The sequence below is a fragment of the Flagellimonas alvinocaridis genome (assembly GCF_965248585.1).
GTDB lineage: Bacteria > Bacteroidota > Bacteroidia > Flavobacteriales > Flavobacteriaceae > Flagellimonas > Flagellimonas alvinocaridis.
In genome coordinates this window covers 2,557,477-2,567,500 of record NZ_OZ252111.1, presented here as the reverse complement: position 1 = coordinate 2,567,500, position 10,024 = coordinate 2,557,477, and the positions used below count along the sequence as shown (strand labels likewise).

Annotated in this window: 8 protein-coding genes; 2 read left to right on the top strand and 6 right to left on the bottom strand. The window is 40.1% G+C overall.

Features of this window, described 5'->3' with window-relative positions:
- Nucleotides 1-41 precede the first annotated feature (41 nt).
- Both ACP14V_RS11450 and ACP14V_RS11445 read right to left on the bottom strand, forming a co-directional pair.
- Nucleotides 42-2,252: an Ig-like domain-containing protein gene (locus tag ACP14V_RS11450; protein WP_272610642.1), complete on the bottom strand. Its 2,211-nt coding sequence runs from the start codon at nucleotides 2,250-2,252 to the stop codon at nucleotides 42-44.
- Between the two features lie 386 nt (nucleotides 2,253-2,638).
- Nucleotides 2,639-3,337, bottom strand: coding sequence for a ZIP family metal transporter (locus ACP14V_RS11445; protein ID WP_272610640.1), 699 nt, complete (start codon nucleotides 3,335-3,337; stop codon nucleotides 2,639-2,641).
- A 56-nt stretch (nucleotides 3,338-3,393) separates the two neighbouring features.
- On the opposite strand from ACP14V_RS11445, the gene ACP14V_RS11440 reads away from it, so the two are divergent.
- The gene (locus tag ACP14V_RS11440; protein ID WP_272610662.1) at nucleotides 3,394-4,560 is read left to right on the top strand and encodes a THUMP domain-containing class I SAM-dependent RNA methyltransferase; all 1,167 of its coding nucleotides are present in this window, start codon (nucleotides 3,394-3,396) and stop codon (nucleotides 4,558-4,560) included.
- A 194-nt stretch (nucleotides 4,561-4,754) separates the two neighbouring features.
- Here the strand turns inward: ACP14V_RS11440 and ACP14V_RS11435 are convergent, their stop codons facing one another.
- Genes ACP14V_RS11435 through rlmD form a run of 3 tightly spaced genes read right to left on the bottom strand, consistent with a single transcriptional unit; the run spans nucleotide 4,755 to nucleotide 7,449 of the window.
- Nucleotides 4,755-5,462, bottom strand: coding sequence for a DUF6048 family protein (locus ACP14V_RS11435; RefSeq protein WP_313791648.1), 708 nt, complete (start codon nucleotides 5,460-5,462; stop codon nucleotides 4,755-4,757).
- A 31-nt stretch (nucleotides 5,463-5,493) separates the two neighbouring features.
- Nucleotides 5,494-6,006, bottom strand: a complete 513-nt coding sequence (locus ACP14V_RS11430) for a DUF6452 family protein (protein WP_272610637.1) — start codon at nucleotides 6,004-6,006, stop codon at nucleotides 5,494-5,496.
- A 30-nt stretch (nucleotides 6,007-6,036) separates the two neighbouring features.
- Entirely contained in the window at nucleotides 6,037-7,449 is a 1,413-nt protein-coding gene (rlmD, locus tag ACP14V_RS11425) for a 23S rRNA (uracil(1939)-C(5))-methyltransferase RlmD (protein WP_272610635.1), read from the bottom strand.
- Nucleotides 7,450-7,683: 234 nt separating this feature from the next.
- Between rlmD and rocD the strand changes: the two genes are divergently transcribed.
- On the top strand, nucleotides 7,684-8,928 hold the full coding sequence (gene rocD / locus ACP14V_RS11420; protein ID WP_272610634.1) for an ornithine--oxo-acid transaminase: 1,245 nt from the start codon (nucleotides 7,684-7,686) through the stop codon (nucleotides 8,926-8,928).
- Nucleotides 8,929-8,937: 9 nt separating this feature from the next.
- Here rocD and ACP14V_RS11415 read toward each other — a convergent pair whose 3' ends face one another.
- On the bottom strand, nucleotides 8,938-9,996 hold the full coding sequence (locus ACP14V_RS11415; protein WP_272610633.1) for a S66 peptidase family protein: 1,059 nt from the start codon (nucleotides 9,994-9,996) through the stop codon (nucleotides 8,938-8,940).
- Nucleotides 9,997-10,024: the final 28 nt, after the last annotated feature.

Sequence of the window (10,024 nt, the reverse complement as noted above, 5' to 3'; positions counted from 1 at the left end):
GGATTATCAAAGAAATCAGTTTATTAAAGATTGAAAAACATTTAGTTGAACATAAATTCCCGTGTTGGTGCTACCTGTAATGTAGCAGTTGATTTGATCATTTTATACCAATTAGATACGTCCAAAACATTAGCTTGATTTTTGGTTACTTTTTGAATATACTCATCATAACTAGTAATACCTTCATAGGATATTAACTCGACACCAGAGACCTCAACATTATTGTTTTCAACCCTTGTTCTAATCTCGTGCGTTATACCGGGTGGCAAATCCGGTAATACCAAAGATTGAGTTTTTTGACTATCAAAGGTGATGGACCAATTATACAAAGATGTGTTGTCATTTTGGGTTGCACATCTAATTCTTCCAACAATATGTTCCGTTCCTTGGACATCCAAACTAATCCGTCCATCAGCATAAGTGTAGCTAAAACTTAGATTGGGGACCTCATAAGATGTAGGGGGCGGACCATTGCTTTCCAAATAAAAATTATCGATGAATAAAGTATGTCTATAATATTGGAACATACTGTTTAATTTGTAATCTAAGGAGTTTAATGAAAATACCTTTCCTCCAGAATTATAAATTTCGTGATACTTGTTACTGATTTTGTCATCATAAGTGCTTGCTCCATATACTCTGAAATAATAAGAAAAAGCATCAGATTTGGCCAGTTGAATTGTTAAGGTCTTGTCTTCAAGATTTTCTGTGGTGAAATTCTCCTTGTCAAGAACATAATTTTCGTCAATTTGGTTTTCCAAAATCAAGTATCTATAATCAGATGTATGATCATAGACATAGAATGATGAAAAAGGATTATTATCATTCACGGCAACATCTGTCCAAAGATCTAACGTGTTTTCAGAATGGTTCAATGTTGCTTCGTACAATGCGGGAGCATAGTTCCAAAGGTACGATTCAACGGTTCTACCACTTCTGGAAGAAATCTGATCTTGTGAAAAAAAGTTGGCTATAGGAATTTTAATTGTATTTCCGAGTTCTGCCCATTTTCTTTTGGGCTCAGCTAGTGTCAATACCTCTGGATTATTCTTGGTTAAATTCTGATGTGTAGAAATACTGGCATGTCCAGTATATGATTGCAAATAAAAGGAAAGCATGAATTCGGTATTGTCAGGAAAGTCATCATATGTGTTCAATACAATTTGTCGATCATCCCTTGAAAATTCTTTATATGTAACAAGGGAACCATCCATAAGTGAAATAAAAATGATGGGAACCGTAATATCACTGGTCAATCGGTCTTCCGGAATATTCACCACAATCAACCTTCTCATGATTTCCATTGGGAATTCATTAATGCTTTCATTTCCAAAAGAATCCTTTGCCTTTATGTATAGGAATTTAGAACCAGTATTAAAACTGTCAGGGTCGATCTCCCATTGAAAAGGATTTCCTTTCTCAATTATAGTTTGTGAATCTTCACCCACCAAAAATTCTACGCTCATCACTTCTGAATACTCATCAATCACCATAGGAGATAATATAGAGACTTCATCAATAATGGGGTTTTCAATTAATCTTTCCAATTCAATTGTGGGACCAGAATTATCAGCATAAAACACAGTTTCGTAGGTTGTCTTGTTTTCAGCCAAATCGAATGCTTCAATTTTAAATATATTCTCTCCATAAGTAAGGTGAAGTGTATTGATATTCACTTCAAATTTATTATCGGTTATTTCCATCAGGAACCGTTCACCAGCATAGCATTTCACAGACGAAAGTCCCTCATTGTCGATTACATTGAACGTTATCGTGTTGGTTTCCCCGCCAATAATTTGGCCTTCTTGAAGTGATACCTCGGTTATTGAGGGAAGCTCATTGTCTATATGGATTACTTGCTGTTCGGAAGTGGCGTTCCCAGAGGTATCGGTCACAGTGACCTTGAGTACATAATCCTGAAATTTGGCGGTCAGTGAATTTTTTGAGGTGTAGCCTGAGAGATCGATTGTAATTTGATAAGGTGACGTGTTATCCTCTCCAACTTTCTGATCATTGATGAACGCTTCAACTTTGGCTACGCCCCCAGCATCTTGCGCATTGATATTGACTTGGATTTGATTGCTGACCACAATCGGACCTGAACCCACATTGCTAGGAGCACCTGAAATGGAGAAATCCACTTTTGGCGCAGTAACATCTGGTTCTGGCGTAGGATCTTCAGAATCTGAGGAGCAGGAAAAGGCAAAAAATAGCATAAGGTTAGCAAGGGCACAGAGTAAGTATCTGTTCATAACTGGTGAGGTTTGGTAGGGATAAACATAATACTTTTTTGTAAGAAAATATTGTGAAGTTTGATGATTTGAGAGAAATTTTGGACTGATCTCTAAAATAAGGAGGGCAATTTTATTCACCCTCTCTACAGTTAATTGATAGGTTGGTTGTTTTTCTAGGAAAAACAGGCCGGGATTAATGCTAAACTTTGATAACGACCTTGCCCATCTGAAGTGATCAATATCGGAGTGATAAATTTTTTAGTATCTAACTCTACATTCTGCCAAGTAAGCTCCACTATTTGTCTCTAATTAATGGATGTAACTTATCAATACATAGATAGGATATGAATTGATAGGCAACATCAAAAGCAGGGGGATAAAACCAGATTTAATACCTTTAATTGTTAGACGTGGAGGGTAAAATAGGCACTGGCAATGCCCAAGATGATAACCAACAATTTTTGCAGATTAAAAGAATGTCCTTTAGAACTTTCAAAAAGAATAATGGTAGAAATATGAAAAAACACCCCAATGGCTAAAGAGGTCAATATATGGCCATAACCTTGTAATTTGGGCAATTGGTCAGACAGGAAACTGCCCAAAGGAGTCATTAATGAAAATACGAGGATAAAAAGAATGGCCCATCCCATTTTCATTTTGGAATTGATCAAAAATATACTGAGAATGATGGCAACCGGAATTTTATGGATAATAATGCCATATAAAATGGAATTATTCCCGTGAATGGGAACCCCTTCGACCAAGGAATGGATAGACAAACTTAAAAAGAGCAGGAAGGGAAATTGATTTTCCTTGATATCGATATGCATATGCCCGTGTTCTGCACCTTTGGAGAAAAACTCTAAAAACACCTGAAGTAATATACCGGCCAAAATATAAAGCGCAATGGTCTTTGGGTCGTGTCCTTCGTACACATCGGGCAACAATTCCAAAAAGGTCAACGATAAAAGGAAAGCCCCACTAAAGGCCAGCAACAATTTTATGTTCTTGTTGTTTTTTGGGCGTACAATAAAAGCAAAGGCAAAACTGGTCCAAACAGCTAGAATGGGAGCAATGTACACGATGTATGCCGGAAAATCCATAAAAAAGGTTCAGGGGGCAAAAATAGCCTATTTTTGTGGAAAGATTTCAGGAAAACATGGCAGGAAATTTTAAGATGTTGGCCAAAACTTTGTACGGGTTTGAACCCCTTTTGGCAAAGGAGCTTCGAAATTTGGGAGCTGGAAATGTGGAAGAAGGGGTCAGGAATGTTTCCTTTGAAGGGGATACGGGCTTTATGTATAAGGCCAACCTGTGTTTGAGGACAGCATTAAAGATTTATAAGCCCTTACGGACATTCAGGGTACGTAACGAGAAGGATCTGTACAAAGGAGTATACGATTTGGATTGGTCCAAAATGTTTACTTCGGATAAGACTTTTGCTGTTGATACTACCATGAACACTGAAATTTTCAACAATTCAATGTTCGTTTCATTGAAGGCTAAAGATGCCATTGTAGATAAATTCAGAAGAGTTGAGAGAGAACGCCCCAATGTGAGTACCCAAGACCCGGATGTTAGGATTCACATCCACATTCATGACCATAACTGTACTGTCTCATTGGATAGTTCCGGTAGTTCATTGCACCAGAGAGGTTACCGTATGTTGACGAATATTGCCCCGATAAACGAAGTTTTGGCGGCTGGACTTTTGTTGAAAAGCGGCTGGGATGGCCGAACAGATTTTTTAGATCCTATGTGCGGAAGCGGTACTTTTTTGATTGAAGCGGCCATGATGGCCTGTAATGTTCCGGCCAACATTAACAGAGAGTCGTACGCTTTTATGCATTGGCGCGATTATGATGCGGAATTGTATCAAAAGATTGTTGATGCCAGTTTGAATAAGGTCCGGGAATTTCACCATAAGATATTAGGGTATGACAAGGCCCCATCTGCGGTACGAAAGACCCAAGAGAACGTTGATAATGCAAATCTTTCTGAATACATTACCGTGGAGCGGAAAGACTTTTTTAGAACAGAAAAACCGGTTGATTCTAGGCTTCATATGGTGTTTAACCCGCCTTACGGGGAACGATTGCCCATAGAAATGGAAGAGTTTTACAGCAAAATAGGGGATACATTAAAGCAAAACTATCCTGGAACGGATGCTTGGATGATCACGTCCAATTTAGAGGCCTTAAAGCATGTGGGACTCAAACCTTCAAGAAAGATCAAGGCATTCAATGGAAAACTGGAAGCTAGGCTTGTATATTATGAAATGTATGAGGGTAGCAAAAAGGCAAAATATCAAAAAGACAATGTCTAAGTATTCGGACTTTTTTACAATCAATTAAAATTTAGTTAACTTTACCCTAACAAAAGTTTGGGTTTTCTTGAAAGTTTTGGCAATTAACTCAAAAAAATAGAAGGAAAATTCTAGACTAACTCAATTCAATTACCAAAAAAAGAGCCTGATGATTCAGGCTCTTTTTATTTGTATTCAGTAGACGTAAGCTATTTCTATGGTTCTTGCGACTCTGCTTTTTTCTTCTTGGATTTTTTGTATAGTGGTATAAAGTATGAAATGGAATAGTTGTAACCTACGCCAAAGTTACTGCCCTCCGTTACCTTGTTAAATCCGGGAATCCAAAGGTTGGGAAAACGTTCATCTTCCTTATTGGTGACCAAAAACCCTAAACGGGCACTCATACCAAGATAGATATTGGCAAAAAGCTCTGCTTTTATACCTACCACAAACTCTAGCCATGAGGCACTGAGTCCACTGAACTCCACATTCGGGTTGGGTCCTGGTAAAAAACCCGGTTCATAAAAGCGGTCGCTATTGAAAAGACTGTAATCATTCAAGGTTTGGCTAAAACTGGCAAAGGCATATCGCCCTCCAATGGTAATGGCGTTGTTCATTCCAAACCAATTCTGATAGGTATTTAGGTCAACCCCAGCTTTAATGTAGCTTCCAGCTGTTTCAAAGCTATATAGTTCGGTTCCACCCAAATCCTCGGATTGTTTTTTTGTTTCATTGCCTATTTCTGCGGCCAGATAAAGTTTTTGGGTAAGCCTGTAGTCACCAACCAGTTCGATTCCCGTATAATCTTCGTCCGCAAATGAAAGTACCAACCTGCTAAGATCGGCACCGATACGTAAACCATATTCATCTTTGTACTCTATAGTATCCTTGGCCTGTAAGTCAATAGGTTTGCTTTGCCCCATTACCAACAATGGTAAAAGGAGAATAAAAAGGCTAGTGAAATATTTTGACATGGACGCTGTTGGAATTTTCTACGGTTTGTTGGACGATTCGGATATCCTGGATCCAGTTATTGGCGCTTTCTGGTAATGTTACGGTAAGGTCTCCATAGTTGGCAACAAAACCGCAAGCCCTTGATATGAATGCTTCAGTGTTTTGGTATGATACGGTCAACGTATCTATATTGCCGGTTTCCACACCAGTTTCAGCATCATCGGCAGAATTGGTAATAAATGCAAATTGGGTGCTACTTGCACTGGCCCGGAGGGGTATTCCTATGGAATCCAGATTGCTTGAGCGATCGGTAAAAGTGTTTACCGTTTCATCCAAAATAATTTCTTTGATACGCATCAAAGGAACATCTTTGGTTGCTGTTGTATCATCAATATCGTAAAAACCAATGACCAAGAGTGGAGTGTCACCTTCCACACAGATATCATCTTTCTCGCAAGAGGAGAAATAAACGAGCACAGTGGCAATCAATACAATGGGGAGAATTTTTTTCATTCGTGTATAAAGCAGATTTTTCATCAAAGACTATACCCGTTTTTCCAAAAGTACAACATTTTCAACGTGATGGGTCTGGGGGAACATATCAACGGGCTGTACTTTGGCCACGTGGTACAATTCCTTCATTAAGGCCAGATCCCGTGCCTGTGTGGCGCTATTGCAGCTTACATAGACTATTTTTTTGGGAGCAACTTGGAGCAACTGCTCCACTACCAGTTTGTGCATGCCATCCCGGGGAGGGTCTGTTATGATCACATCGGGTTGTCCGTGCTGTGCTATAAATTCCGAGTTGAAGACATTCTTCATATCACCCACAAAAAATTCCACATTGGAAATTTGGTTGTGCTCAGCGTTGGCTTTGGCATCTGCAATGGCCTCCGGAACAGACTCCACTCCAATTACTTTTTTGGCTTGTTTGGAAACGAACTGTGCAATAGTGCCAGTTCCCGTATACAGGTCGTATACCAGTTCATGGCCACTAAGATTGGCAAAATCACGGGTTACCTTGTACAACTCATAAGCTTGTTCTGAATTGGTCTGATAAAAGGATTTTGCGTTGATTTTAAACTGAAGCCCTTCCATTTCTTCAAAAATGTGATCTCTTCCAGAAAAGCAAATCACCTCTTGATCATAAATGGTGTCATTTTGTTTGGAATTGATAACGTAGAGTAGGGAGGTAATCTTCGGGAAATTTTGTTGAACGTGGTTCAATAATAATTCTCGTTGTTCCGTATTATCCTCAAAAAATTGAAAAAACACCATGATCTCACCGGTTGATGACGTTCTGATCATCAAGGTGCGCAATAGACCCTCTTGTTTTCGTGGGTCAAAAAAAGACATGCCGTGGTTTACGGCAAACTTTTTAACTTCAAGTCGAATAGCATTGGAAGGATCTTCCTGTAAATGGCATTTTTTTATGTCCAAAATTTTGTCCCACATGCCCGGAATGTGAAAACCAAGGGCATTTCTATTTTCAAAATCCTTTTCAGAATTAATTTCGGCTTGGGTAAGCCATCTACTATTGGAAAATGAAAACTCCATTTTGTTGCGATAGAAATATTGTTTTTTGGAACCCAGAATAGGATTGGTATCCGGAAGGTCCAAATGGCCAATACGCTTTAAATTGTTCTCCACCTCTTTTTGTTTAAAATGAAGTTGATGCTCATAAGCCATGTGTTGCCATTTGCATCCACCGCAAACTCCAAAATGTTCACACTTTGCTTCGGTTCTCCTATCCGAAAGTGTGTGAAAATGGGTGGCTATACCTTCAAAATAGGCCTTTCGTTTTTTGGTGGTCATTACATCAACCACATCGCCGGGAACGGCATTGGATAAAAAAATGACCCGTCCGTCTGGGGCTTTGCCTACGGCTTTTCCCTTAGCTCCTGCATCAACCACTTCAACCTGTTCAAAGGTTTGTCGCCTACTTTTTCTACGCATGGGGCAAAAGTAAGTTCTTTTTGCTATTTGACATTGCCATGCTTCTTAAATTGACTTTAAACTTTGAAGGATTTTGGACAAGGAATCGGGTAGGGGAAGCCTCTTTTTTACACAATAATTTGTAATTTGCGTCCACTTCAAGGGATGATTTCTCTCCCACGCTGCTTTTTCGAGACCTCGAAAGAATAAAGGTACTGTAGGAATGGTTGTTTTATAAATTTAATTTAAACTAAAATGGCTGTTTTAGAGCATTTAACATCGCAGCAAGCGATAGATTTGGAAAACAAGTATGGCGCCCACAATTACCACCCACTTCCTGTGGTCTTGAGTAGGGGTGAAGGCGTGTATGTCTGGGACGTGGAAGGTAAAAAGTACTATGATTTTTTGTCGGCCTACTCTGCAGTGAACCAAGGGCATTGCCATCCCAAGATTGTTGGAGCCATGGTAGAACAGGCCAAGACCTTGACCTTGACCTCCCGCGCTTTTTACAACGATATGTTGGGGAACTTTGAGAAATATGCCACGACCACTTTTGGATTTGATAAGCTTTTGCCCATGAACACAGGGGCCGAGGCCGTGGAGACTGCACTGAAAATTTGTAGGCGATGGGCATATCGCAAGAAAAATGTTCCAGAAAACCAGGCCAAAATTGTGGTTTGCGAAAACAATTTTCATGGAAGGACTACCACTATCATTTCATTTTCAAACGACCCAGTGGCCAATACAGATTATGGGCCGTATACCGAAGGCTTTATCAAAATAGAATATGATAATTTATCCGCTTTGGAAAATGCATTGCAGGGCAATCCGCATGTAGCTGGGTTTTTGGTGGAACCCATTCAAGGTGAAGCTGGCGTCTATGTACCTTCTGAAGGATATCTGGCTGCCGCAAAGGCCCTTTGCGAAAAGTACAATGTTCTTTTTATTGCAGACGAGGTGCAGACTGGTATTGCACGTACCGGAAAACTATTGGCTGTAGATCATGAAAATGTAAAACCGGATATTCTGATTTTAGGAAAGGCATTGTCTGGGGGAGCCTATCCAGTTTCGGCCGTTTTGGCCAATGATTCCATCATGGAAGTGATTACCCCTGGAAGCCATGGAAGCACCTTTGGTGGTAACCCGGTAGCCGCAGCCGTTGGCATAGCGGCCTTAGAGGTAGTTAAAGAGGAAGGGTTGGCCCAAAATGCAGAAGAATTAGGTGAATTGTTCCGGGAAGAGCTCAACAAGTTTGTGGCAACTTCGGATTTAGTGTTGAAGGTTAGGGGAAAAGGTCTTCTGAATGCCATTGTGATCAACGATTCCGAGGAAAGCTCCACGGCTTGGGATATTTGTATGGCCCTGAAGGAAAATGGTCTTTTGGCCAAACCAACCCATGGGAATATTATTCGATTTGCACCACCTTTGGTGATGAACCGCGAGCAATTGATGGATTGTATTTCCATTATTACCAAAACGATTCAAGACTTCGAAGTATAAAAGAAGTGGTTATATCACCGCTGCCTCTAACAGTTCCAAAGTCATATCGTCTGCATCAAAAGCAGCATGAATGCCTACCGGAACAGTAAAATTATTGGGAACATGCCCGAAGCTCATTCCATAGGCCGAGGGCAATCCCAGTGGGGCAATACGGTCCATGATAACCTCTTTAAGAGTAAAATTATCGGGCTTCTTTTCTCGATCACAACCTTTGCATACTCCAAATACAATTCCCTTGGCTTTTGAAAAAGTAGAGCCTTCAATGAGTTGGGTGAGCATACGGTCCATTCGGTAGGGAGCTTCTTCCACATCTTCCAAGAAAACCAATTTATCCGTAAAATCGATTTCATGGGGGGTTCCCACCAATGCATTAACCAAGGTAAGGCTTCCCCCGACCAACTCGCCTTTGCAATTTCCCGAGGTAATGGTATACTGTTCGTACTCGCTATGGTTCAAAAGTTCAAGGTCCTTTAACTTCACATTTTCTATGATTTGGGAATCCTTGCCCTTCATCAGCACTTTTTTAAAGTATTTTTGGCTATAGGCATCGCCAATGGTACTACCTACTGGACCATGAAAACAGATAAGTCCCGTTTCTTTGTAAATACCCTGAATCAATGCGGTAATGTCACTAAAACCAATCAGGGCCTTGGGGTTGTTCCGGATGATATCATAATCCAAATGAGTAAGAATTCGGGTGCAACCATACCCCCCTCTTGCACATAGAATGGCATCTATTTCTGGATTGGCGAACATTTCATGCAAATCTTTTACACGCTCCACATCCGTATTGCTAAAATATCCGTGGTTTCCTATGATTCGGTTGGTATGAAAGGTCTTAAACCCCATTTTGTGAAGTGTTTCCAATGCTTTCTGCAATACGTCCGGTTTTATGGCGTAACCGGGAGCGACCAAACCTATCGTGTCTCCTTTTCTTAATTTTTTAGGTTTAATCCTTGTTGGGGTAGCAGTGGTAGGCCGATTTTCATTTCCCGTACCAATTTTTGGCAACATAAAAGTAGCTCCCAAGGCGGAAGCTGATTTTAAAAAGGTTCTTCTTTTTGACATGAAGTTTGGATTATGATATAAAGAATCC